This is a genomic window from Rhizobium sp. NPDC090279, assembly GCF_044769665.1.
GTDB lineage: Bacteria > Pseudomonadota > Alphaproteobacteria > Rhizobiales > Rhizobiaceae > Rhizobium.
In genome coordinates, this window is sequence record NZ_JBIVYI010000007.1 from 121,083 (window position 1) to 142,222 (window position 21,140).

The 21,140-nt window shown below is 62.0% G+C and carries 22 protein-coding genes and 1 pseudogene; 9 read left to right on the top strand and 14 right to left on the bottom strand.

Going from position 1 to position 21,140, the window contains the following annotated elements; all coding sequences use genetic code 11:
* Nucleotides 1-3: 3 nt before the first annotated feature.
* From sdhA to sdhC, 3 genes are all read right to left on the bottom strand, one after another.
* Nucleotides 4-1,860: a succinate dehydrogenase flavoprotein subunit gene (gene sdhA / locus ACIQWP_RS18655; protein WP_402790222.1), complete on the bottom strand. Its 1,857-nt coding sequence runs from the start codon at nucleotides 1,858-1,860 to the stop codon at nucleotides 4-6.
* Nucleotides 1,861-1,867: 7 nt separating this feature from the next.
* A complete protein-coding gene (gene sdhD, locus ACIQWP_RS18660) occupies nucleotides 1,868-2,248 on the bottom strand; it encodes a succinate dehydrogenase, hydrophobic membrane anchor protein (RefSeq protein ID WP_402790225.1) in 381 nt (126 codons plus the stop codon).
* Nucleotides 2,249-2,313: 65 nt separating this feature from the next.
* Complete coding sequence (sdhC, locus tag ACIQWP_RS18665; RefSeq protein WP_402790228.1) at nucleotides 2,314-2,712, bottom strand: succinate dehydrogenase, cytochrome b556 subunit; 399 nt, start codon at nucleotides 2,710-2,712, stop codon at nucleotides 2,314-2,316.
* Nucleotides 2,713-3,014: 302 nt separating this feature from the next.
* Here sdhC and ACIQWP_RS18670 point away from each other — a divergent pair, with 302 nt between their 5' ends.
* On the top strand, nucleotides 3,015-3,413 hold the full coding sequence (locus tag ACIQWP_RS18670; protein ID WP_402790231.1) for a hypothetical protein: 399 nt from the start codon (nucleotides 3,015-3,017) through the stop codon (nucleotides 3,411-3,413).
* Between the two features lie 6 nt (nucleotides 3,414-3,419).
* Here the strand turns inward: ACIQWP_RS18670 and ACIQWP_RS18675 are convergent, their stop codons facing one another.
* The 5 genes from ACIQWP_RS18675 to tsaD are packed head-to-tail and all read right to left on the bottom strand — an operon-like array spanning nucleotide 3,420 to nucleotide 6,928.
* Nucleotides 3,420-4,070: a class I SAM-dependent methyltransferase gene (locus ACIQWP_RS18675; protein ID WP_402790234.1), complete on the bottom strand. Its 651-nt coding sequence runs from the start codon at nucleotides 4,068-4,070 to the stop codon at nucleotides 3,420-3,422.
* A gap of 18 nt (nucleotides 4,071-4,088) precedes the next feature.
* On the bottom strand, nucleotides 4,089-4,520 hold the full coding sequence (locus ACIQWP_RS18680; RefSeq protein ID WP_402790237.1) for an EVE domain-containing protein: 432 nt from the start codon (nucleotides 4,518-4,520) through the stop codon (nucleotides 4,089-4,091).
* Nucleotides 4,521-4,523: 3 nt separating this feature from the next.
* The gene (locus ACIQWP_RS18685) at nucleotides 4,524-4,817 is read right to left on the bottom strand and encodes a YciI-like protein (protein WP_402790240.1); all 294 of its coding nucleotides are present in this window, start codon (nucleotides 4,815-4,817) and stop codon (nucleotides 4,524-4,526) included.
* Nucleotides 4,818-4,844: 27 nt separating this feature from the next.
* Nucleotides 4,845-5,834: an NAD(P)H-dependent glycerol-3-phosphate dehydrogenase gene (locus ACIQWP_RS18690; protein ID WP_402790243.1), complete on the bottom strand. Its 990-nt coding sequence runs from the start codon at nucleotides 5,832-5,834 to the stop codon at nucleotides 4,845-4,847.
* Nucleotides 5,831-6,928, bottom strand: a complete 1,098-nt coding sequence (gene tsaD, locus ACIQWP_RS18695; RefSeq protein WP_402790246.1) for a tRNA (adenosine(37)-N6)-threonylcarbamoyltransferase complex transferase subunit TsaD — start codon at nucleotides 6,926-6,928, stop codon at nucleotides 5,831-5,833. Before tsaD ends, ACIQWP_RS18690 begins: the two co-directional genes overlap by 4 nt.
* An 84-nt stretch (nucleotides 6,929-7,012) precedes the next feature.
* Between tsaD and hemC the strand changes: the two genes are divergently transcribed.
* The 6 genes from hemC to ACIQWP_RS18725 all read left to right on the top strand — a co-directional run bounded on the left by hemC (nucleotide 7,013) and on the right by ACIQWP_RS18725 (nucleotide 12,977).
* Nucleotides 7,013-7,942, top strand: a complete 930-nt coding sequence (gene hemC / locus ACIQWP_RS18700; RefSeq protein WP_402790250.1) for a hydroxymethylbilane synthase — start codon at nucleotides 7,013-7,015, stop codon at nucleotides 7,940-7,942.
* A 6-nt stretch (nucleotides 7,943-7,948) separates the two neighbouring features.
* Nucleotides 7,949-8,677, top strand: coding sequence for a uroporphyrinogen-III synthase (locus ACIQWP_RS18705; protein WP_402790253.1), 729 nt, complete (start codon nucleotides 7,949-7,951; stop codon nucleotides 8,675-8,677).
* Between the two features lie 79 nt (nucleotides 8,678-8,756).
* On the top strand, nucleotides 8,757-10,022 hold the full coding sequence (locus ACIQWP_RS18710; protein ID WP_402790256.1) for a COG4223 family protein: 1,266 nt from the start codon (nucleotides 8,757-8,759) through the stop codon (nucleotides 10,020-10,022).
* 15 nt (nucleotides 10,023-10,037) lie between these two features.
* Nucleotides 10,038-11,645, top strand: coding sequence for a heme biosynthesis protein HemY (locus ACIQWP_RS18715; protein WP_402790259.1), 1,608 nt, complete (start codon nucleotides 10,038-10,040; stop codon nucleotides 11,643-11,645).
* A gap of 110 nt (nucleotides 11,646-11,755) precedes the next feature.
* Nucleotides 11,756-12,241: a TerB family tellurite resistance protein gene (locus ACIQWP_RS18720; RefSeq protein WP_402790262.1), complete on the top strand. Its 486-nt coding sequence runs from the start codon at nucleotides 11,756-11,758 to the stop codon at nucleotides 12,239-12,241.
* Nucleotides 12,234-12,977, top strand: a complete 744-nt coding sequence (locus ACIQWP_RS18725; protein WP_402790999.1) for a glutamine amidotransferase — start codon at nucleotides 12,234-12,236, stop codon at nucleotides 12,975-12,977. The genes ACIQWP_RS18720 and ACIQWP_RS18725 overlap by 8 nt, the downstream gene beginning before the upstream one ends.
* Here the strand turns inward: ACIQWP_RS18725 and ACIQWP_RS18730 are convergent.
* Together ACIQWP_RS18730 and ACIQWP_RS18735 are read right to left on the bottom strand one after the other, a co-directional pair.
* Nucleotides 12,963-13,583 (bottom strand): poly-gamma-glutamate hydrolase family protein, encoded by a 621-nt coding sequence (locus ACIQWP_RS18730; protein WP_402790265.1) that lies wholly within the window; start codon nucleotides 13,581-13,583, stop codon nucleotides 12,963-12,965. The two genes, ACIQWP_RS18725 and ACIQWP_RS18730, sit on opposite strands and share 15 nt — an antisense overlap.
* Before the next feature lie 10 nt (nucleotides 13,584-13,593).
* Entirely contained in the window at nucleotides 13,594-14,850 is a 1,257-nt protein-coding gene (locus ACIQWP_RS18735) for an MFS transporter (protein WP_402790268.1), read from the bottom strand.
* Between the two features lie 106 nt (nucleotides 14,851-14,956).
* Between ACIQWP_RS18735 and ACIQWP_RS18740 the strand changes: the two genes are divergently transcribed.
* Nucleotides 14,957-15,280: a YggT family protein gene (locus tag ACIQWP_RS18740; RefSeq protein WP_402790271.1), complete on the top strand. Its 324-nt coding sequence runs from the start codon at nucleotides 14,957-14,959 to the stop codon at nucleotides 15,278-15,280.
* A 41-nt stretch (nucleotides 15,281-15,321) separates the two neighbouring features.
* Nucleotides 15,322-15,570, top strand: a pseudogene (locus ACIQWP_RS18745) (DUF167 family protein); the annotation flags it as partial.
* Nucleotides 15,571-15,596: 26 nt separating this feature from the next.
* Here ACIQWP_RS18745 and ppa read toward each other — a convergent pair.
* The 4 genes from ppa to ACIQWP_RS18765 all read right to left on the bottom strand — a co-directional run bounded on the left by ppa (nucleotide 15,597) and on the right by ACIQWP_RS18765 (nucleotide 21,066).
* The gene (gene ppa / locus ACIQWP_RS18750; protein WP_402790273.1) at nucleotides 15,597-16,127 is read right to left on the bottom strand and encodes an inorganic diphosphatase; all 531 of its coding nucleotides are present in this window, start codon (nucleotides 16,125-16,127) and stop codon (nucleotides 15,597-15,599) included.
* 163 nt (nucleotides 16,128-16,290) lie between these two features.
* On the bottom strand, nucleotides 16,291-16,797 hold the full coding sequence (locus ACIQWP_RS18755; protein WP_402790275.1) for a GNAT family N-acetyltransferase: 507 nt from the start codon (nucleotides 16,795-16,797) through the stop codon (nucleotides 16,291-16,293).
* 205 nt (nucleotides 16,798-17,002) lie between these two features.
* Nucleotides 17,003-18,829: a translational GTPase TypA gene (gene typA / locus ACIQWP_RS18760; protein WP_402790278.1), complete on the bottom strand. Its 1,827-nt coding sequence runs from the start codon at nucleotides 18,827-18,829 to the stop codon at nucleotides 17,003-17,005.
* A gap of 173 nt (nucleotides 18,830-19,002) precedes the next feature.
* Complete coding sequence (locus ACIQWP_RS18765; protein ID WP_402790281.1) at nucleotides 19,003-21,066, bottom strand: M3 family metallopeptidase; 2,064 nt, start codon at nucleotides 21,064-21,066, stop codon at nucleotides 19,003-19,005.
* Between the last annotated feature and the right edge of the window lie 74 nt (nucleotides 21,067-21,140).

The window sequence follows — 21,140 nt, forward strand, 5'->3', positions numbered from 1 at the left end:
AAATCAATACACGCGTGCCTTCGGCTCGATCTTGTGCGGATCGATACCTTCGGCGATCAGGTCGGTGTGAACGGGACGATAGTCGAGCTTCACGTCGCCTGCATCATTGACCCAGGCAAGCGTATGCTTGCGCCAGTCTTCGTCGTTTCGGCCGGCGAACTTGCCCTCGGTGTAATCTTCGCGGGCATGCGAGCCCCGGCTTTCCTTGCGAGCCTCGGCGCCGTAGATCGTCGTGATGGCGTTGGCCATCAGATTGTGCAGTTCCAGCGTTTCGACGAGGTCGGAATTCCAGATCAGCGAACGGTCGGTGACCTTGATATCGGCCATGTCCTTCCAGATCTCCGAAATGCGGCGGCAGCCGGATTCCAGCGATTCCTGGGTGCGGAACACGGCGGCGTCTTCCTGCATGGCGCGCTGCATCTTTTCGCGCAGTGCCGCGGTCGGCGTCGAGCCGCTGGCGTGGCGCAGACGATCGAAGCGCTCCATGATCTTGTCGCAGGCAGCGACGTTGACGGGCGGGACCGGACCGACGCGATCGATGACCTGGCCGGCGCGGATGGCGGCGGCGCGGCCGAAGACCACGAGGTCGATCAGCGAGTTGGAGCCAAGACGATTGGCGCCATGCACCGAAGCGCAGCCGGCTTCGCCGACCGCCATCAGGCCCGGCAGGATGCGCTCGGGATTGTTGCTATCGGCATTCAGCACTTCGCCCCAATAGTTGGTGGGAATGCCGCCCATGTTGTAGTGAACCGTCGGCAAGACCGGGATCGGCTCGCGGGTCACGTCGACACCGGCGAAAATGCGGGCGCTCTCTGAAATGCCGGGCAGGCGCTCATGCAGCACGGCCGGATCGAGATGGTCGAGATGCAGGAAGATATGGTCCTTGTTCTTGCCGACGCCGCGACCCTCGCGGATTTCCAGCGTCATGCAGCGCGAGACGACGTCGCGCGAGGCAAGGTCCTTCGCCGAGGGAGCATAGCGCTCCATGAAGCGCTCGCCCTCGGAATTGACGAGATAGCCGCCTTCGCCGCGCGCGCCTTCGGTAATCAGGCAGCCTGAGCCGTAGATGCCGGTCGGATGGAACTGCACGAATTCCATGTCCTGCAGCGGCAGGCCGGCGCGGGCCACCATACCGCCACCGTCGCCGGTGCAGGTATGGGCAGAGGTCGCCGAGAAATAGGCGCGGCCGTAGCCGCCGGTCGCCAGCACCACCATCTTGGCGGCGAAGCGATGGATCGTGCCGTCATCGAGGCACCAAGCGACGACGCCGGTACAGCGGCTGCCATCGTCGGACATGATGAGGTCGAGCGCGAAATATTCGATGAAGAATTCGGCATTGTTGCGCAGCGACTGGCCGTAGAGCGTGTGCAGGATGGCGTGGCCGGTACGGTCGGCGGCAGCACAGGTGCGCTGCACCGGCGGTCCCTCGCCAAAATTCTGCATGTGGCCGCCGAACGGCCGCTGGTAGATCTTGCCCTCTTCATTGCGCGAGAAGGGCACGCCATAGTGCTCTAGCTCGTAGACGGCCTTCGGCGCTTCCATGACCATGTACTGCATGGCATCGACGTCGCCGAGCCAATCGGAGCCCTTGACGGTGTCGTAGAGGTGCCACTGCCAGCTGTCCGGCGTCATGTTCTGCAGCGAGGCGGCGATGCCGCCCTGGGCTGCGACGGTGTGCGAACGGGTGGGGAATACCTTGGTGATGCAGGCGGTGCGGAAACCCTGCTCTGCCATGCCGAGCGTGGCACGCAGGCCGGCGCCGCCGGCACCGACGACGATCACGTCATAGGAGTGATCGACATACTTGTAGGCTTTCCCGTTTTGGGCGGGCCCATTCTGAGCGGAAGAGTTCGTTGCCATGATGCATTTATCCTACGAACGCGATCTTCAGAATGGCGAAAAGACAGAGCCCGGCCATGATGATCGCGAAGAACGTGTTGAGCATGAGAAGGACGATCTTGCCGAATTCGCCGTGGACATAGTCTTCGATGATGACCTGCATGCCGAGCTTCATGTGAATGACGCCGGAGATCACCATCAGGCCGAAGATGACGGCGACGATCGGGTTAGAGATCGCGTGCACGACTTCCGCGTAGGGGGCGCCGGCATAGATCATCAGGAAGATGACGAAGAAAAGGAAGAGTGGAACGTTGGCAACGGCGGTCAGGCGCTGACGCCAGAAATGATCGGTGCCTTCCTTGGCGGAACCGAGACCGCGGACTTTGCCCAGAGGAGTGCGCATATCCATGAGAAATTTCCTTTAAAGCATGACCCCGAAAGGCGTCCGAGCGCTTCCGGGAGCGATCATGCCAATCAACCCATCCGGAAGACGATGCCGATGATCCAGACCAGCGCGGTCAGACAGATCGAAGCGACGAGCGTGAACTTGGCCATTTTCGTCGAGACGGCGGGATCGAAACCATGCCCGAGGTCCCAGACGAAGTGGCGCAGGCCGCCGATCATATGGTGCAGCAGCGCCCAGGTGTAGCCGAGCAGGATGATGCGGCCGATGATCGTGCCCATGATCCAGTTGACCAGCTCGAAATAGGCCTGGCCGGTCGCAGCGGCAATCAGCCACCAGGCAACCAGCACCGTGCCGAAGTAGAGCGCGCCACCCGTGATGCGGTGGACGATCGACATGACCATGGTGGGAATGGGTTTGTAGATTTGCAGGTGCGGCGACAAGGGCCGGTTTTGTGTGACGTTCGCCATCAGAACCTCGCGGCGTTACGATACGCTTAGAACCCGGATCTCCGGGGCAACGCATGCGCTAAGACGTGCAGTGTGCGTTGCATCATTGCGACCATTAATCACACAGACGCCCATCGACAAGCACAATTGATGCCTGCATCGAATTTAATCGATTCGGGTCGCTCTGCACTTTAGCGAGCATGCAGTGACGGACTTCCCATTCCGGGCTGTTTACCATTTCGGCAACCCTGACGTGGACTTCCAGCCGGTCTTGGGGCAATCTGCCGTTAAGATTTCATTAACCGGCGAAGCGGGGACGAATCATGACACCGCATCTTTTCAAGGCAGCAGCGCTCGTTTTAGCCGCAGCAGCCACCCTCTCCTTCGCGCCCGCATCGGCGGGCGACTATCGCCACTGGCATCACCACGATCGCTCCGGCATCGTGCGTCTGAAACAGATATCCCAGCCGCAGGGTTCGGAGCAGCACCCGGCCAGGATCGTGATCATGGAACGTCGCGATGCGGCGAACGCTGGCAGCTATGCCGGCTCGGCCGATGTCTATCGGGCCGATGGCGGCACCTATGTCATTGGCTATGGCGGCTACAATCCCTATGCGCGGCCTGTTGCGGCGCAACCAAGACCGAAGGCAAAGGTCATCGATGTCCGCTATGCGGGCAATCCTTGCTCGTACGAGGCCGGCGTCTGCGTCATCAGGCACTGACGATTTTCAACTGGCGAGAAATCGCCAGACCGTCGTTTTCTTGACCTCGCTGTCCTCGAGCGCCCGCGTCACCGGCACCTGATAGGTTGCCTGCGCCTCCAGACGATCCTTCGGAAGGTAGGCCCTGCCGGGATCGCCAACCAGAACAGTCCGGCCCTCCCCTGCTAAACGCCTGAACCAGGGAACAAGCTTCTCTGCAAAATCGCGATCGTAGAAGACATCGCCGGCAAGGATGACATCCGCATCCACGGCTCGGCCGATGATATCCTCGCCGGAGAAATCCAGGGGAACGCCATTTTCAACGGCATTGAGCCGGATCGCCGTGCCCGCCCAGGGATCGATATCGACGGCGAGCACATCGCTGGCGCCGGCACGCTTGGCCGCAATTGCGACAAGCCCGGAGCCGCTGGCAAAATCCAGCACCGTCCGGCCGGCAACGATCTCCGGATGGTCAAGGATATAGCGCGCCAGTCCCTGGCCGCCCGCCCAGGCGAAGGCCCAGAAGGGCGGCGGCAGGCCGATCTCTTCCAGTTCCTCCTCCGTCTTCAGCCAGAGATCGTGCGCCTCGCTTGCCAGATGCAGCCGGATTTCTGGCACATGCGGCGGCGCCATCAGGCTGGTATTGGTACGGATGAAGCTTTCCGGATCGGTTTTCAATGAACCTTACCTACCGAATCAGGCCGGAGGGTTGTCCAGACCGCCCATACGGCAGACTTCGAGCCATTCCTCATCCGTTACCGGCTGCACCGAAAGCCGCATCGAGGTGACGAGCGCCATCTGCGAGAGCTTCGGATTGGCCTTGATATCCTTCAAGGAGACAAATTTCGGCATGTCGCGGACGGCACGGATATCAACGCATTCCCAGCGAGGATCGTCCTTGGCGGTCGAATCCGGATGCGCCAGCGCGCAGACCTCAACGATGCCGACAACCTCCAGCCCGTCATTGGAGTGATAGAAGAAGCCCTTGTCGCCGATCTGCATGGCCCGCATATTGTTGCGGGCGAGATAGTTGCGCACGCCGGTCCATTCGGTTCCCTTGGCGCCGGCATCCTTCTGCTGCTGCCAGGACCAGGAGGACGGCTCGGATTTGTAAAGCCAGTGCGCCATGCCTCATGCCCCCGGATTGTTGAAGACCCAGTTGAACGGCTTGATCTCGACGCTCTCGAACAGGCCGGCCTTCGTATAGGGGTCCGCATCCGCAATCGCGACGGCCGCTTCGACGTTTTCCGCTTCGACAATCACCAGACTGCCATTCGGCTTGCCTTCCGCATCCAGGAACGGACCCGCCATCTTCAGCGTTCCCTCGGCATTGAGCTTGTTCAGATGCTCCACATGCGCCGGACGCGCCTCCATACGAACATTCAGGTGACCGGGTTTATCCTTGCAGACAAAGGCGAACAGCATTGTTTGGCTCCTTTAGATATCCAGAAACTATTCCGTGGTGATCGGCCGCGTCATCAATTGCCCGATGGCGGCCGTTATGTCGAGCTTGCCGTCGATGATGGCGGAGACGGCATCGGTGATCGGCATCTCGACACCGAGTTCGCGTGCGAGCCGAGCGGCGATCGAGGCGGCATAGGCGCCCTCGACCAAGGTGCCATGCGTGGGATCGGCAGTTTCGCCCTGACCAAGCGCGATACCGAATCTGAGATTGCGGGATTGATGGCTGGTCGCCGTCAGCACGAGGTCGCCAAGACCGGAGAGCCCGCGAACGGTCTCGGCTTTTCCGCCCTTGGCCGCGACGAAGCGTGACATTTCCGCCAACCCGCGGCTGATCAAGGCCGCCCGCGCGGAATCACCGATGCCCCGGCCCTCGACGATGCCGCAGGCAATGGCAAGGACATTCTTCAGAGCGCCGCCGAGCTGCACGCCGATGCGATCATCCGATGCGTAGAGACGGAAGGTCGGGCCGGAAATCGCCTGGGCGAGCCTTTCAGCGACAGTCATGTCCGCAGCGGCGATCGCCATGGCCGTCGGCAGGCCCTTGGCGATATCGGCAGCAAAACCCGGTCCCGAGAGAACGGCAATGGCGTGCTGCGGTAGTTCCCGTTCCAGCATGCTTGTCAGAAGATCGCCGGAAACCTTGTCGATGCCCTTGGCGCAGGTAACGACGATGGCATCCTTGCCAAGATATGGCCCATAGTGTCGGGCAGCATCGGCTTGCGCCTGCGACGGCATGGCGAAAAGAACGATGCCGGCGTCGGAAACGGAATCCGGGTCGGCCGCAAACTGCAGCGAATCGGGAAGCGCGACCCCAGGCAATACGGCATCATGCATCCGATCGGCGGCAAGGTCCGCCATCAGCCCCGCCTTGCGCCCGACGAGCGTCACGTCGCCGCGGCCGGTGAGCGCGATGACGGCCGCGAGCGCCGTGCCGAAAGCACCGGCGCCGATGACTGCAATTCGTTCTCTGCCGCTCATGCCTTCGCTCCACGTTTGCCGTGCCCCAGCAAAGTCTCCGCCCTCTGATCCAGCGGCCAGCGCGAGCGTGGCTGCACGTCGAGATCATCAGGTGCCGCACCCGTTGCCATGCGCTCCAGCCCCGCCCAGGCGATCATGACGGCATTGTCCGTACACAATCTCAATGGCGGCGCGATGAAGCGGAAACCATTGGCGTCGCAAAGTTCCTGCAAGGTGCGACGCAATTCGAGATTGGCGGCGACGCCGCCGGCCACGACAAGGGACGGCTTTTCTTCGGTCTTCGGAAATTCGGTCTTGAAGCGTTGCAGGCCGCGGCCGATCCGGTCTTTCAAGGTGCGCGAAATCGCCTTTTGGAAGGAAGCGCAGATATCGGCGATATCCTGCTCCGTGACAGGCGCGATCGCCGTTGCCGCCTGGCGCACCGCCGTCTTCAGGCCGGAAAAGGAGAAATCGAGGCGCGCCTCGCCGACCAGCGGCCGCGGGAGATCGAAGCGATCCGGATTGCCGCTTCTGGCAGCCGCTTCCACGGCCGGGCCGCCGGGATAGGGCAACCCGAGAAGCTTGGCCGTCTTGTCGAAGGCTTCGCCGAGCGCGTCATCGATGGTCGTACCCCAGCGCTCATATTCGCCGACGCCGCGCACCAGGATAAGCTGGGTATGGCCACCGGAAACCAGCAGCATGAGGTAAGGAAAGGCAAGCCCGTCCGTCAGCCGCGCCGTAAGCGCATGGCCTTCCAGATGGTTGATGGCGTATAATGGCTTGCCTGTCGCCCGCGAGATCGCCTTGCCGGTCATCAAGCCGACGAGCAGCCCACCGATGAGGCCGGGACCGGAGGTGGCGGCGATCGCATCGACGTCTGAGAGCGACACATTGGCGCGTTTCAATGCTTCGTCGATCAGCGTATCCAGCGCCTCGACATGCGCCCGCGCTGCAATTTCCGGCACGACGCCGCCATAGGCGCTATGTTCGTCCAGCTGGCTGAGGACGACGTCGGAACAGACCGTGGGCGTGCCGTCATCGCGGCGCTCGACAATGGCCGCAGCGGTTTCGTCGCAGCTTGTTTCGATGCCGAGAATACGAAGAACGGATGCCATGGAGAAAGTTCGTTGCCTACAGGTCGATTGCGGTAAAGCGGAAATATGGTTACGGGAACTGTCGGTAACAACGGATCAAAGCGGATGCAAACAAAACCTTTCCGGATCGGCACGCGCGGCAGCCCGCTGGCGCTCGCCCAGGCACACGAGGCACGCGACCGTCTGATGGCGGCCCATGGCCTTCCGGAGGAGATGTTCGAAATCGTCGTTCTCACCACCAAGGGCGACCGCATCACCGACCGGTCGCTCGCGGCGATCGGCGGCAAGGGCCTGTTCACCGAGGAGCTGGAGGAGAAGCTGATTTCGGGCGAGCTCGACTTCGCCGTACACTCGGCCAAGGACATGGCGACGAAACTGCCGCAAGGCCTGGCCTTGTCAACCTACCTGCCGCGCGAAGACATTCGCGATTCCGTTATCGGCCGCACGGCGCCGAGATTGATCGAGCTGCCGCATGGCGCGACCGTCGGCTCGGCATCGCTGCGCCGCCAGGCGCTGATCCGCCGTCTGCGCCCGGATCTTAACGTCATCACCTTTCGCGGTTCGGTCCAGACCCGGCTTCGGAAGCTGGAAGAGGGCCAGGCGGATGCAACACTCCTTGCCGTTGCCGGCCTGAAGCGGCTCGGCATGGTCGAGGTCATCACCGATATTCTCGACCCGGACGAATTCCCGCCCGCTCCAGCGCAAGGCGCGATCGCCATCGAGAGCCGCATCGGCGACAACAGGATGAACGACCTGCTCGCCGCCATCAATGACGGGCCGACCTTCGATGCGGTTTCTTGCGAACGCGCCTTCCTCGCAGCGCTCGACGGCTCCTGTCGCACGCCGATAGCCGGCTACGCAGTTTGCGAAGGCGATCATCTGCGCTTCTTCGGCATGATCCTCACCCCGGATGGCACGCAGGTGCACACGACCACCATCGAAGGCCATCGCCGCGACGCCGAGGCGCTCGGCGTCAATGCCGGCCAGGCGATCCGCGCCGAGGCCGGCAGCACCTTCTTCGAAGACTGGACCTGATAGAGTATGCGCGTCGTCGTCACCCGCCCTCAGCATTCGGGTGAACGCACCATGCGGCGGTTGGCGCAGATGGGGCACGAGCCCCTGCTGCTGCCGCTGGCAGAACCAGTCCACCATACAGAGGACGCCGGACACGCACTCTTCGCCACCAAGGGTGCCATCGCCATCACCAGCGCCGAAGCGATCCGAGCGCTTGCGCCATTGGGCTCCGATATCGAACCCCATCTCGGCCGCCTGCTCTTTGCTGTGGGCAAGGCGACCGCCAAAGACGCGGCTGACGTCGGATTCAACAACATCGCCATCTCGGAAGGCGGCGGCACCGAGCTTGCCGCCCTGATTTCCAGCCATTCCGCCGATCAGAATAACGGCCCCCTCCTTTATCTTGCCGGCTTTCCACGTGCGACCGGCTTTGAAGCCGGATTGACGGAACTGCACCTGCCGTTCCTGACCGTCGAATGCTACCGGATGCAGGATATCGTCCCCGACGACGCCGTTCTTCGCCGGCTTTTCGCCGACACGCGCACGGATGCCGTACTGCTTTATTCCCACGAGACCGCCAAACGTTTTTTCAGCCTGCCGTTCGTCGGGCACAACCCGGAGGCTTTTGCCGAAACACGGTTTCTCTGTTTGAGCGAGGCCATCGCCGGAGCTGTTCCGGAGCCGATGCGATCCCATGTCGACATCGCCGACGTGCCGAATGAAGACCGACTTCTGGCGCTTCTGACCCACGCCTAAGGCCGCAATTTTGATGTAAGGCCTTTCCATAATCGCCTTGTCTGTCTAACTTCGTTGCAGCGCATGAAAAGAGGACCTCATGGTATCGCGAAAAACGCCTAACCATTCGAAGCCCAACGACGAACCGGTCACGATCGATCTGGAAGCCGAAAAAACGGCGCAGGACGCAGTTCCCGAAGATTTGACTGAGCGCAGCCATGGCGAGCTCGGGGGCTCCTCGGCTGATGAAGTGGAAATGCCGCTCGAAGCGGATAAGGAGCCACTTCGCGAAGAAGCCAGGGGGTCTGCTTTCGCCACTGCTCCGGAAGAGCCGCAAGCGGCTACAACGCAGCAGGCCGACCCTGCGCCTTCCCATGCCGACGGCCGCCCGCCGTCGCGCGAAGGTTCGACCTCCGGTCTTCTCGCGGCCGGCATCGCCGGCGGCCTGATCGCACTCGTCTGCGCCGGCGCCTTGCAATATGCGGGCTTCCTGCCCGGCGGCCGGACCGGCAAGGACAATTCTGCCGATATCGCGGCGTTGAACGCGGAGATCGACGGCCTCAAGCAGAGCGTCGCCAATCTGGCCGCCGCACCTGCGGCAAAGCCGGACGAGGCGCTGGCGTCCCGTGTCACAGCGCTTGAAACGAGCGCGGCCAAAGGCACTTCGACGGACGGATCGGGCGGGACGGCAAATCCGGCATCCGATCAGAAGATCGCTTCGCTGACGAGTGAGGTCGAACAGTTGAAGGCGGATCTTAGCAAGACGACGCAGAGCCAGGCCACCTCCGACGCCGAAGTCAGCAAGCGTCTCGACGACGCCGAAAAGAAGCTGGCCGGCCCAAGCCAGGAAAGCGCCGTTGCCCGCGCGATTGCGGCGGCCGCCTTGAAGGCAGCGATAGACCGCGGCGGCCCCTTCCAGCCCGAGCTCGATACCTTCGCCAATGTCGCATCCGACGATCCGGCGGTTGCCGATCTCAAGAATTTCGCCCAGACCGGCGTTCCCTCGCGTGCTGATCTGATCCGTCAGGTTTCCGATGTCGCAACCGCAATCGTCGCGACAGCGCAGACGGACGATCCGAACCAGAGCTGGAGCAGCCGGCTGATGTCCGGCGCCAAATCGCTGGTGCAGGTCCGCCCGGTTGGCAATGTCCCTGGCGACAGCATCGACGCTATCGCCGCTCGCTTCGAGGACAAGGTCAGGAACGGCGATCTGCCGGGTGCGGTGACGGAATGGAACAGCCTGCCCGATGCCGCCAAGTCCGCATCGGCTGCCTTCAAGCAATCGCTGGAGGCCCGCATCCGCGTCGAGGATCTGGTAAGCGACGCCTTGTCGAAGGCGATCGCCAGTACCGGGAAACAGAACTAAGGACGGAGCGCAGCAATGATCAGACTGCTTATCTTCGCCATTCTCGTCCTGGCTCTCGGCTACGGCTTCTCCTGGCTGGCGGATCGCCCCGGCGATCTCTCGCTGGTATGGGGCGGCCAGCTCTACCAGACGAAGCTGATCGTGGCCGCCGCGATCCTCATCGCGCTGGTCGCGGCCGTCATGATCCTCTGGTGGTTCGTGCGGCTGATCTGGACCTCGCCGCACTCCGTTACCCGCTATTTCCGCGCCCGCAAGCGTGATCGCGGCTATCAGGCGCTCTCCACCGGCCTGATCGCCGCCGGTGCCGGCAATTCACTGCTGGCCCGCAAGATGGCCGCGCGCACCCGCGGCCTCATCCGCGCCGATCAGGAGCCGCTCATCAATCTGCTCGAGGCCCAGGCCGCATTGATCGAGGGCAAGCACGACGAGGCCCGCCAGAAATTCGAGCTGATGGCCAATGACCCCGAAACCCGCGAGCTCGGGCTGCGCGGCCTTTACCTAGAAGCCAAGCGCCTCGGGGCGCACGAGGCAGCACGGCAATATGCCGAAAAGGCCGCCGATCAGGCGCCCTATCTGCCTTGGGCCGCGCAGGCGACGCTGGAATATCGCAGCCAGTCCGGCCGCTGGGACGATGCCATCAAGCTGCTCGACCAGCAGAAGGTCGCCCATGTCGTCGACAAGACCACGGCCAACCGTCAACGCGCCGTACTGCTGACCGCGCGCGCCAACGACAGGCTGGAGAGCGATCCCACGGGCGCCCGCGACGATGCGTTGGCGGCATTGAAGCTCGAGGACGATTTCGTGCCTGCGGCGCTGATTGCGGCCAAGGCTCTGTTCCGTGAAGACAAGGTGCGCAAGGCCGCCTCCATTCTCGAACAGGTGTGGAAGGCGCGGCCCCATCCGGAGATCGGCAGGGCATACGTGCGGGCGCGCAGCGGCGATTCCGTTACCGACCGCCTCAAGCGCGCCGAACGGCTGGAGGCGATCCGCCCCAACAACGTCGAAGCGCTACTGCTTACGGCAAAGGCGGCGACGGATGCCGGCGATTTCGCCAAGGCCCGCGCCAAGGCCGAAGCCGCCGCACGGATCGACGCACGCGAAGGTGCCTTCCTGCTTCTCGCCGATATCGAAGAGGCCGAAACCAGCGATCAGGGTCGCGTCCGCCACTGGATGGCGCAGGCACTGCGCGCGCCGCGCGATCCGGCCTGGGTCGCCGACGGCGTCGTCTCGGAAAAATGGCTGCCGCTGTCGCCGATCACCGGCCGTCTCGACGCTTTCGAATGGAAGGCGCCGTTCGGCCAGATCGAAGGTCCGGTCGAAGAAGGTTCCATTGTGTCGGTCGATGCAGCGCTGAAGTCGTTGCCGCCGGTGCGCGAGGCGGCTTCCGCAACCGCGCACGAGAAGGTGACCTCACCGAAAGTTGCATCGCCGGCCGCCGATACCTATGTCATGGAATTGGAGCCCGCAGGGGCAAAGCCCGCGTCGAGCGCATCCGCCGCAGCGCCAAATCCGGCGCAGCTGGAGTCGGACCCCCGACCCTTTTTCGGGGGGGCGCCGGACGATCCGGGCGTGAAGGATCATAGACTTGAACCGGCCCCCAAGACACGGCTCAAGCTGTTTTAGAGCAATTCCAGCAAAGCTGCGCAGCGGTTTTGCTGGAATTGCGTGACGACGAAAAGATGGAGCACGGTGCCCCAAGAACCCTGCTCTCCTTGCTTTGAGAATGGAAACGGATGTTCGAACGCTTTCAGGAATTCCTTCATAACCTGACCCAGGACCACCCCAAATCCGGCTTTGCACCCGACGACCCGCGCGTCGCGGTCGCAGCCCTCTGCATCCAGGTCATGGAGGCGGACGGCAAGATCGAGAACAGCGAGAAGAAGCGGCTGCGCAAGCTCCTGAAGGAGCAATACGGCCTCGACGGCCGCCAGCTCGATCAGCTGATCGCCGCCGGCGAGGAGGCCGAGAGCGAAGCGGTCGACTATTATCGCTTCACCTCGGACCTGAAGCGCCATCTCGATGGCGCACAACGGCTGGAGCTGCTCGGCATCCTCTGGGATATCGTCTATGCCGATGGCGAGCGCAGCGAGATGGAAGACCATGCGATCTGGCGCATCGCCGATCTGATGGGCATTTCCGACCGCGAGCGCATCATGAAGCGCCAGGAAGCGGCCGCACGCGCGCCCGGCTCCAAGGTGGAGACAGGAAATGATGATTGAAGCGCCGAAGAGCGCTGGAAGACCTATATTGATCGTCCTGCATCAGGAGCGCTCCAGCCCCGGCCGTGTCGGCCAGATGCTGCTGGAGAAGGGTTACGATCTCGATATCCGCCGTCCGGTGCTTGGCGATCGCCTGCCCTCGACGCTCGAGGCGCATGCCGGCGCCGTGGTCTTCGGTGGCCCGATGAGCGCCAACGACCCGGACGATTTCGTCAAGGCCGAGATCGACTGGCTGAAGGTGCCGCTCAATGAGAACCGTCCCTATCTCGGCATCTGTCTCGGCGCGCAGATGCTCGCCCGCCATCTCGGCGCCAAGGTGAAGGCGCGCGACGACGGCAAGACGGAGATCGGCTGGTATGCGCTGCAGCCAACGGAAAAGGGCCGGCTGCTGATGCGCTGGCCGCAGATGGTCTATCATTTCCATCGCGAAGGCTTCGAGCTGCCCCACGGCGCCGATCTGCTGGCAACGGCCGACACCTATCCCAACCAGGCCTATCGCTACGGCGCCAATGCCTGGGGCCTGCAGTTCCATGCCGAGCTTACCCGCGCCATGATGCAGCGCTGGGTGGTGCATGGCGAGCATCGCTTCTGCATGCCGAACGCCCAGCAGGGTCGCGAGCATCTGGAAGGCCGCATGATCTTCGATGCCGCGCTCAAGGCCTGGCTATCCGAATTCCTCGACATGGTTTTCGCGGGCAAGCAGGCAATGTCGGCCGAAGTCTTAGCCCGCTGCTAGAATTCGATCATATTGCTCGATCGCCCCACGCACCGATCCGGCATATCGTCGTAGCCTCCCCGCATCCGCCAAGAGCATATCCCTGACGTGCCTTGGAATCTCCAGCTGAACGCCGGCATTCCGCCTGCCGCGATTGCATATGTTACCGGCGCCTGCCCCCGCCAGAGCTTCCCCTTTCGCCCTCGCAACCGCCGCGAAATCATTCCCGCGCAAAGCCTGAACGATCAGATCGCCAAGCGAGGTATCGAGGCCGCCGACCCAGCTTGTTTCCGGATCGCCCCTGTCCAACCGGCCATGGATGGTGATAACGATCAGCGATTGGGACACGAGGCCGAGACCCATCGGCTCGTCGAAATGCCCGGAAGTCAGGTGCAGCTCATGATGCAGCCTGTCCGCGCTCAACCCCTCGAAGCAGTAGAAGGAAAAGCTTTCGGCCGCTATCTCCAGCGTGATTTCCGACGTAGCAGGCTCGATGAAGCCGCCATGAGGAGCGATGATGGCCACTCGCGATGACCGGTCTTCCATGCGGATGCAATAGTCGACACCTTCGATCTCGTGCTCACACAGCGCCGAAAACGAAGCATATCGATCCGGCTGCCTTGTCATCACCCACTCCTCAGGCCGGCTGCGGCTCGCCGTCGCGATCGGGCGCCCTGAGGCTGTCGATCCGGCGAAGCTGCGGAAAGCCCGTCGCCCAGAGACCGGCAACGGCGAGCGTGCCGATACCGCCTATGACGACAGCGGGGATCGCGCCGAAATAATGAGCCATGGTGCCGGCACGGAACTCGCCGAGCTCGTTCGACGCTCCGACGAAGACCATGTTGACGGCATTGACCCGGCCGCGGACGTGATCGGGCGTCCAGAGCGTGATCAGCGTCTCGCGGACATAGACCGAGATCAGGTCGGAGGCGCCCATGATGGCGAGGGCTGATATCGACAGCCACGGCGTATGCGAGATGCCGAAGATCAGCGTTCCCAGGCCGAACAAGGCGACGCCGATGAACATGCAGATTCCGGCACGATGCCGGATGGGATAGGTCGCCAGAAACAGGCCCATTGCAATCGCACCGAAGCTCGGCGCTGCACGCAGCAGGCCGAGGCCCCAGGGGCCGAGATCAAGGATATCGCGCGCATAGATCGGCATCAGCGCGACGGCGCCGCCGAGCAGCACCGCGAAGAGATCGAGCGAGACCGCACCGAGCACAACTTTTTCCGACCAGATGAACCGGAAGCCGGCGAGCATTTCGTTCAGGCTTCGCGCCTCATGCGCCACGCGCTGCTGCGGCTTCGGGATCAGGAAGGTCAGTATCGAGCCGGCCCCAAAGAAAAGAACGGCAACCGTATAGGCAATTTCGGGACCGACACCGTAGAGTAGGCCACCCGCCACCGGACCGAGAATGGCGGCGGCATCCCAGGACATCGAATTCCAGGTGATGGCATTCGTCAGGTCCGCGGGCGGGATGAGATTGGGCGCCAGCGATTGCATGGCCGGCGTCATGAAGGCGCGCTCGATGCCGAAGACGGTGAGGATCATGAAGACCGGTAGCGGCGCGAAGGTGCCGGATACGGTCAGGAACAGCAGCGCGGCGGTGCAGATGGTGCCGACGAAAATGCAGATCGCCGCGATCATGCGCCTGTTGTAGCGGTCAGCGACGGTGCCCGTCACCAGGATCAGCAATAGCGACGGCAGGAATTGCACCAGGCCGATCAGGCCGAGATAGATCGGTTGGCCGGTATGCGCATACATCTGCCAGCCGACCGAGACGCTGACGATCTGCGTGGCGAAGGATGTCAAAAACCGCGCGAAGAAGAAGTAAGTATAGGCAACGTGCCTGAAGGCGGCAAACCGGTCTCCGCTGGCGGCGAACGACATGGGACGAGACTTTCCGACGCGGCGGCTAGCGCAAGCGCCTGCCTTTTAAACATGATTCAACATGCTTCGGAGCATGGGACTTGCCCGTTTAGTCGCCAATGTCTACATGTCTGTCAACCGCGAATTGGAGACGGACATGCTCGCCTTATTTCAAACCATTGATCTGGCTTTGAATCTTTATACCTGGATCTTGATCGCCAGCGCCATCTTTTCCTGGCTCCATGCGTTCAACGTCATCAATTCGAGCAATCAGTTCGTCAATTCCGTCGGCAACTTCCTTTATGCGGTCACCGAGCCGGCCCTGCGCCCGATCCGCCGCATCCTGCCTGATCTCGGCGGCATCGACATCTCGCCGGTCATCCTGCTGTTGCTCATCTTCTTCATTCGCTCGCTGATGTGGAATTCGATCGTCCCCCTGTTCCTGCGGTGAACAAGCCCTGGCGGGCTTTTCCGGATCACCTGTGACGATCGGTGCGGCTCACGCCCAATGGAGGGCGTGACGGGCTCGATGGGCTGGAAGCCGGCGGTGACGGCGAATGCTATCTGAAGGCGCGCGTCTCAGTCGCGCCGGAAAAGGGCACAGCTAACAAGGCGCCGGACGCCCTGCTTTCAAAGAGCCTCGATATCCCCAAATCCACGCTTGCCTTCCTCAGCGGCGACACGACGCGCAAAAAAATCCTCCGGATCGAGGGCGAACCGGAGGATTTGATTGGAAGGCTTTGCGCCGTAACCGAAGGCCGTTGTGATCAGGCCTTCTTGGCGCGCTCGATTGCTTCGAGAATGAGTTCGCCGGCTTCCTTCGAACCCTTCCAGCCGAAGATCTTGACCCACTTGCCGGGCTCCAGATCCTTGTAGTGCTCGAAGAAATGCTCGATCTGCTTCAGCGTGATCTCGGGCAGGTCGGTATATTCCTTGACCTTGTCGTAGCGCATCGTCAGCTTCGGCGCGGGAACGGCGATGATCTTCTCGTCCTTGCCCGAATTGTCTTCCATCATCAGCACGCCGATCGGGCGAACGTTGATGACGCAGCCGGGGATCAGCGGACGGGTGTTTGCGATCAGCACGTCGATCGGGTCGCCGTCGTCGGAGAGCGTGTGCGGAACGAAACCGTAATTGCCCGGATAGGTCATCGGCGTGTAGAGGAAACGGTCGACGACCAGCGTGCCGGCCTCCTTGTCCATTTCGTACTTGATCGGATGACCGCCGACCGGCACTTCAACGATGACGTTGACGTCTTCGGGCGGGTTCTTGCCAATGGAAATCGCGTCGATACGCATGCTTGTCCCCTAAATAAGGATGGTTGCCGCCAGCCCAATAATAGGAATCATGCCGCAACGCAACAACGCATCGGGAAAGAGGCGGATTTACTGCATAATTCCTTAAATCGATTCCGATTTAAGGACAAATTTATGCAGCAGATTTAAAGCGCTACAGCGCCGCTCAGGGCCAGACGAAGCCGATCTTTCTCAGCTGCCTGTGGTCGAAGGTTTCGATGCCCTCGCAGAAATCCGCGCCACCCTGCCCGCGATAGAAGCGGTCGGCATTCTCGTTTTCCTCGAGGCACCAGACGACCAGCCCTTTGCAGCCGAGGGACTTCAACAGCCTGCGCGCCTCGCCAAATAGCATACGCCCCAAGCCGAGACCCTGATATTGCGGGCGCAGATAGAGTTCGTAGATCTCGCCTTCTTGCGGCAGCGCGCGGGCGCGGTTGAGGCCGAGCGTGGCATAGCCTGCGATCTCGCCGGCAACATCCAGAACCAAGAGCGTCGCCGGACCGCTGGTCGCCTTGCGCCACCAGGCTTCCCCTCGGCGCTCGATCATCTGGCCAAGCGCGCGATGCGGAATGATGCCGGCATAGGTGTACTGCCACGCCTGGCGGTGCACCTCCGAAATGGCCCGGGCATCATGGGGTTCTGCCCGCCGAACATCAATCGACAACGTCTTCATAACGTCTACTCTGGTCTTACCAACGCGAATTAACCATCCTCATTCATAAAGACGGCAGACTTGCCCACAGGCTTTATCCGTGGATCATTAACAAAAATTAACGACTTTTTAACCTTTAGGACAAGGGCTCAAAAACCGAACATGCAAATAAAAACCCCGGCGTAATCGCCGGGGTTGAATAGTTCGAAGCGATACAGGCTAGACCTTAGGCGGTGCGTGCCTTTTCGAAGCGCTTGCGCTCGTTCGGGTCGAGATACATCTTGCGCAGGCGAATAGACTTCGGGGTCACTTCCATCAACTCGTCGTCCTGAATCCAGGACAGAGCGCGGTCGAGCGTCATGCGGATCGGCGGCGTCAGCTTCACGGCCTCATCCTTGCCGGCGGCGCGGATGTTGGTCAGCTGCTTGCCCTTGAGCACGTTGACTTCGAGGTCGTTGTCGCGGGAGTGAATGCCGATGATCATGCCGGCATAGACCTTTTCGCCCGGCTCGATGATCATCGGACCACGGTCTTCCAGGTTGAACATCGCGTAGGCGACGGCTTCGCCGGAGGCGTTGGAGAGCAGGACGCCATTGGTGCGGCCGCCGATCGCGCCCTTGAAGGGCTGATAATCATGGAACAGACGGTTCATGATGGCGGTGCCGCGCGTATCCGTCAGCAGTTCCGACTGGTAGCCGATCAGGCCGCGGGTCGGCGCGAAGAATTTCAGGCGCAGGCGATTGCCGCCGGACGGACGAAGCTCGACCATTTCGGCCTTGCGCTCGGACATCTTCTGCACGACGACACCCGAATGCTCCTCATCGACGTCGATGACGACTTCCTCGATCGGCTCCAGCATCTGGCCGGTGGCTTCGTCCTTGTGCATGACGACGCGCGGACGCGATACGGCAAGCTCGAAGCCTTCACGGCGCATGGTTTCGATCAGAACTGCGAGCTGCAATTCGCCGCGGCCGGAAACGTAGAACGAATCCTTGCCTTCGGCTTCTTCGATCTTCAGCGCGACGTTGCCTTCGGCTTCCTTGAACAGGCGGTCGCGAATGACGCGCGAGGTAACCTTGTCGCCCTCGGTGCCGGCCAGCGGGCTGTCGTTAACGATGAAGGACATGGTGACTGTCGGCGGATCGATCGGCTGGGCGTGCAGCGCCTCGGTGACGGACGGATCGCAGAACGTGTCGGCGACGGTGCCCTTGGACAGGCCGGCAATCGCAACGATATCGCCTGCATGGGCTTCGTCGATCGGCGTGCGCTCGATGCCACGGAAGGCGAGGATCTTGGAAATGCGACCGGTTTCGATCAGCTTGCCATCCTGGCCCAGAACCTTGACGGCCTGGTTCGGCTTGATCGAGCCGGAATGAATGCGGCCAGTGATGACGCGGCCGAGGAAGGGGTTGGATTCGAGCAGCGTGCCGATCATGCGGAACGCGCCGTCTTCTTCGCCGACACTCGGCTCCGGCACATGCTTCAGCACGAGATCGAGAAGCGGGCCAAGACCGTCATCAACCGGGCCATCCGGCGAATAGTTCATCCAGCCGGCGCGGCCCGAGCCGTAAAGGATCGGGAAATCGAGCTGCTCGTCGGTGGCGTCGAGTGCCGCGAAGAGATCGAAGACTTCGTTGATGACTTCCTCATGACGCGCATCGGGGCGGTCGATCTTGTTGATCGCAACGATCGGGCGAAGGCCGACTTTCAGCGCCTTGCCGACAACGAACTTGGTCTGCGGCATCGGGCCTTCCGAGGAATCGACCAGCACGATGGCGCCATCGACCATCGACAGGATGCGCTCGACTTCGCCGCCGAAGTCGGCGTGGCCTGGCGTGTCGACGATGTTGACGCGAACGCCCTTCCAGACGACAGAGGTTGCCTTGGCGAGAATGGTGATGCCACGTTCTTTTTCCAGATCGTTGGAATCCATCATGCGCTCAACAGTGCGCTGGTTCTCGCGGAAGGAACCGGACTGCTTCAGAAGCTCGTCAACGAGGGTGGTTTTCCCATGGTCAACGTGCGCGATGATCGCGATGTTGCGAAGTGCCATTTGTCTTAATCTCTGAGGCTGGGGCGCTGTATAAAGTAAACACGCCAATTACGTTTGGCGCGCTCATAGCCTTTTTTTCGCGATTGCGAAAGGGGGGAGGCGCGAAAGCTCGTTTCCACGCCTCCTTAAACCATCGAATCCAGCGTCCGGCTATCGAAGTCCGATAGCTGGGATCAGGCCGCCAGCCCCTTCTTCTTCAGCATCGCATCCGGGCTCGGCAGCTTGCCACGGAAAGCCTTGTAGGCGTCTTCCGGGTCGATCGAACCGCCGACGGAATAGATGTTGGCCTTCAGTTTTGCGGCCATATCGGCGTTGAAGGCATCGCCGGTTTCCTCGAAGGCGGAAAAGGCGTCGGCATCCAGCACTTCCGACCACATGTAGGAATAGTAGCCAGCCGAATAGCCGTCGCCGGAAAACACATGCTGGAAATGCGGGGTCGCATGGCGCATGACGATCGACTTCGGCATGCCGATCTCGGCAAGCACCTCCCCCTGCACCGCCATCGGATCTTCGACCGCGCCGCGGGTGTGGAAGGCCATGTCGACCAGCGCCGAGGAGGTGAACTCGACCGTGTTGAACCCGGCATTGAAGGTACGGGCCGCCAGAACCTTGTCGAGCAGCGCCTGCGGAATCGGCGCCCCGGTCTCGTAGTGAACCGCATATTCCTTCAGGATGGCGGGCACCGTCAGCCAATGCTCATAGAGCTGCGACGGCAATTCGACGAAATCGCGGGAAACGCCGGTGCCCGAAACGGACGGATAGGTGACGTTCGAAAGCATGCCGTGCAGCGCATGGCCAAATTCATGGAACAGCGTACGGGCATCGTCGAGCGACAATAGCGCCGGCTTGCCTTCCGCCGGCTTGGCGAAGTTGCAGACATTATAGATGATCGGCAGCTCGCCGACATGGCCGTTCTTCAGCGGCAGCTTGTGCTGCGACTGGAACGAGCTCATCCAGGCGCCGGAACGCTTCGAGCTGCGGGCGAAGTAATCGCCGAGGAACAAGGCAACGAGCTTGTCTGAGCGATCGCGGATCTCGAAGACGCGCACGTCGGGATGATAGGTGGGAATGCCCTTCTGCTCGACGGCCTTGATGCCGAACAGGCGGCCGGCGACATCGAAGCAGGCGGCGATGATCTTTTCCAGCTGCAGATAGGGCTTCAGCTCCGTTTCGGAGAAATCGAACTTCCGCGTCCGGATCTTCTCGGCATAGTGCCGCCAGTCCCAGGGCATGACCTCGTGATTGCGGCCTTCCTCGGCGATCAGCCCGGCAATATCCTTTTCCTCCTCTCCCGCGCGCGCGGCCGCCTTCGTCCACACGGTCATCAGAAGATCGTTCACCGCTGCCGGCGTCTTCGCCATGGTGTTGTCGAGCTTGAGTTCGGCAAAGTCGGCATAGCCGAGCAGCTTCGCCTTCTCCGCCCGCAGCGCCAGCGTCTCGCGGATGATTTCGCGATTGTCGGTCTTGCCGCCGTTGGCGCCGCGCGCCACCCAGGCATTGAAGGCCTGCTCGCGCAGGTCGCGCCGTTCGGAAGATGTCAGGAACGGCTCGATGATCGAGCGCGACAGGGTGACGGCATATTTGCCTTCGTCGCCGCGTTCGCGGGCCGCAGCCGCCATCGCATCGCGCAGATAGTCGGGAAGGCCGGCAAGGTCGGCCTCTTCCGACAACAGCAGCGCCCAGCTTTTTTCATCCGCGAGCACGTTCTGGCCGAACTGAGCGCCAAGGCCGGCGAGCTTCTCGTTGATTGCCGAGAGCCGCTCCTGCTCGGCCTTCGGCAGCTTGGCGCCCGACTTGACGAAGCCCTTCCAATGCCGCTCCAGCACGCGGGTTTCCTCCAGCGTCAGCCCCAGGGCCTCGCGACCCTCCCAGAGCGCGTCGAGGCGGGAGAAAAGCGCCGCATTCGTGCCGATCTTCGAATAGTGCCGCGCCATCTTCGGCGCGATCTCGCGCTCCAGCGCCTGGATCGTATCATTGGTGTGAGCACCAGCCTTGTTCCAGAACAGTGCCGAAATGCGCGACAGAGCGTCGCCGGCGATCTCGAGCGCGGTTACCGTGTTGGCAAAGGTCGGCGCCTCACCGTTCCCGGCGATCACATCGATCTCCGCCTCATGCGATACGAGTGCCGTATCGAAGGCGATTGCAAAATCCGTGTCCTTCACCGCGTCGAAACGCGGCAGCCCCTGATGTCCGGTCCATTCGGTGAGCGCAGGATTGACGGTAGCGTGAGAAGACATGCGGGCATCCTTTCGACAGACATCTGATCGAAGCACGATATAAGGCTACCCCCGCCGAATTGGTATGGCGGGGG

Bases quoted from the DNA above. Each gene is read 5' to 3' on its own strand.
- ACIQWP_RS18715 (WP_402790259.1), top strand. From the start codon at position 10,038: ATGATCAGACTGCTTATCTTCGCCATTCTCGTCCTGGCTCTCGGCTAC.
- sdhD (WP_402790225.1), bottom strand. From the start codon at position 2,248: ATGGATATGCGCACTCCTCTGGGCAAAGTCCGCGGTCTCGGTTCCGCC.
- ACIQWP_RS18710 (WP_402790256.1), top strand. From the start codon at position 8,757: ATGGTATCGCGAAAAACGCCTAACCATTCGAAGCCCAACGACGAACCG.
- ACIQWP_RS18735 (WP_402790268.1), bottom strand. From the start codon at position 14,850: ATGTCGTTCGCCGCCAGCGGAGACCGGTTTGCCGCCTTCAGGCACGTT.
- ACIQWP_RS18705 (WP_402790253.1), top strand. From the start codon at position 7,949: ATGCGCGTCGTCGTCACCCGCCCTCAGCATTCGGGTGAACGCACCATG.
- ACIQWP_RS18740 (WP_402790271.1), top strand. From the start codon at position 14,957: ATGTCTGTCAACCGCGAATTGGAGACGGACATGCTCGCCTTATTTCAA.
- ACIQWP_RS18755 (WP_402790275.1), bottom strand. From the start codon at position 16,797: ATGAAGACGTTGTCGATTGATGTTCGGCGGGCAGAACCCCATGATGCC.
- ACIQWP_RS18725 (WP_402790999.1), top strand. From the start codon at position 12,234: ATGATTGAAGCGCCGAAGAGCGCTGGAAGACCTATATTGATCGTCCTG.
- ACIQWP_RS18765 (WP_402790281.1), bottom strand. From the start codon at position 21,066: ATGTCTTCTCACGCTACCGTCAATCCTGCGCTCACCGAATGGACCGGA.
- sdhA (WP_402790222.1), bottom strand. From the start codon at position 1,860: ATGGCAACGAACTCTTCCGCTCAGAATGGGCCCGCCCAAAACGGGAAA.
- ACIQWP_RS18690 (WP_402790243.1), bottom strand. From the start codon at position 5,834: ATGAGCGGCAGAGAACGAATTGCAGTCATCGGCGCCGGTGCTTTCGGC.
- ppa (WP_402790273.1), bottom strand. From the start codon at position 16,127: ATGCGTATCGACGCGATTTCCATTGGCAAGAACCCGCCCGAAGACGTC.
- ACIQWP_RS18685 (WP_402790240.1), bottom strand. From the start codon at position 4,817: ATGCTGTTCGCCTTTGTCTGCAAGGATAAACCCGGTCACCTGAATGTT.
- ACIQWP_RS18670 (WP_402790231.1), top strand. From the start codon at position 3,015: ATGACACCGCATCTTTTCAAGGCAGCAGCGCTCGTTTTAGCCGCAGCA.
- hemC (WP_402790250.1), top strand. From the start codon at position 7,013: ATGCAAACAAAACCTTTCCGGATCGGCACGCGCGGCAGCCCGCTGGCG.
- ACIQWP_RS18720 (WP_402790262.1), top strand. From the start codon at position 11,756: ATGTTCGAACGCTTTCAGGAATTCCTTCATAACCTGACCCAGGACCAC.
- ACIQWP_RS18730 (WP_402790265.1), bottom strand. From the start codon at position 13,583: ATGACAAGGCAGCCGGATCGATATGCTTCGTTTTCGGCGCTGTGTGAG.
- typA (WP_402790278.1), bottom strand. From the start codon at position 18,829: ATGGCACTTCGCAACATCGCGATCATCGCGCACGTTGACCATGGGAAA.
- sdhC (WP_402790228.1), bottom strand. From the start codon at position 2,712: ATGGCGAACGTCACACAAAACCGGCCCTTGTCGCCGCACCTGCAAATC.
- ACIQWP_RS18680 (WP_402790237.1), bottom strand. From the start codon at position 4,520: ATGGCGCACTGGCTTTACAAATCCGAGCCGTCCTCCTGGTCCTGGCAG.
- tsaD (WP_402790246.1), bottom strand. From the start codon at position 6,928: ATGGCATCCGTTCTTCGTATTCTCGGCATCGAAACAAGCTGCGACGAA.